This window comes from Sebaldella sp. S0638 (assembly GCF_024158605.1).
Taxonomy (GTDB): domain Bacteria; phylum Fusobacteriota; class Fusobacteriia; order Fusobacteriales; family Leptotrichiaceae; genus Sebaldella.
The window spans coordinates 1-551 of the sequence record NZ_JAMZGM010000144.1 but is presented as its reverse complement, the minus strand read 5'-3'; the positions used below and the strand labels follow the sequence as shown (position 1 = coordinate 551).

1 protein-coding gene is annotated in these 551 nt (G+C 31.9%); it reads right to left on the bottom strand.

Annotated elements, in window-relative coordinates; genetic code table 11:
* Positions 1-551: hypothetical protein (locus NK213_RS18025; protein ID WP_253351794.1), on the bottom strand; the 551-nt coding region annotated here is incomplete at both ends.

The following is a 551-nucleotide window of genomic DNA, read 5'->3' as shown; positions in this document are numbered from 1 at the left end:
TATGAATCTTTTGTCTTTGATCCGAATAACTTTTTTTTCTTACTTGTACTATGACCTGTTGCTGATATATTCTCATCAAACAGCTCTCCTGTTTTGTTTATCAGATTATCATAGTAATTTTTCTGTTTTGCTATATTTTTATCTGATGTATTTGATGCTATATTCTGAATAAGTTTAGTATTTAAATCTACTATAGAGCCTGTGAGATCATTTATGCTTTTTATGAGGTCCGTATTTTCCTTAAATTGTTTCTCATACCATTCTGCTGCTTTTTTTCTTTCCTCTTCATTTTTAGCCTTTTGCTTTTTACTGCTTCCAAAGCCTAATAAGTCTCCTGCACTTCTGAATAATCCTACTCCTGTTGTTACAAGTCCTGTTACCATTCCAATTCCCGAAGTCACATTACTTAGAAAACTACCTATTCCACTTAATGCTCCACCTATTTTAGAATTTCCGGTTAATGATGTATTTTTAAGACTTTCCGCTAAGGCTGATAAACTTTCTACTGTTGTGGCAAGATTCTTTAAAAAATCATCTTTTAATACTTCTCC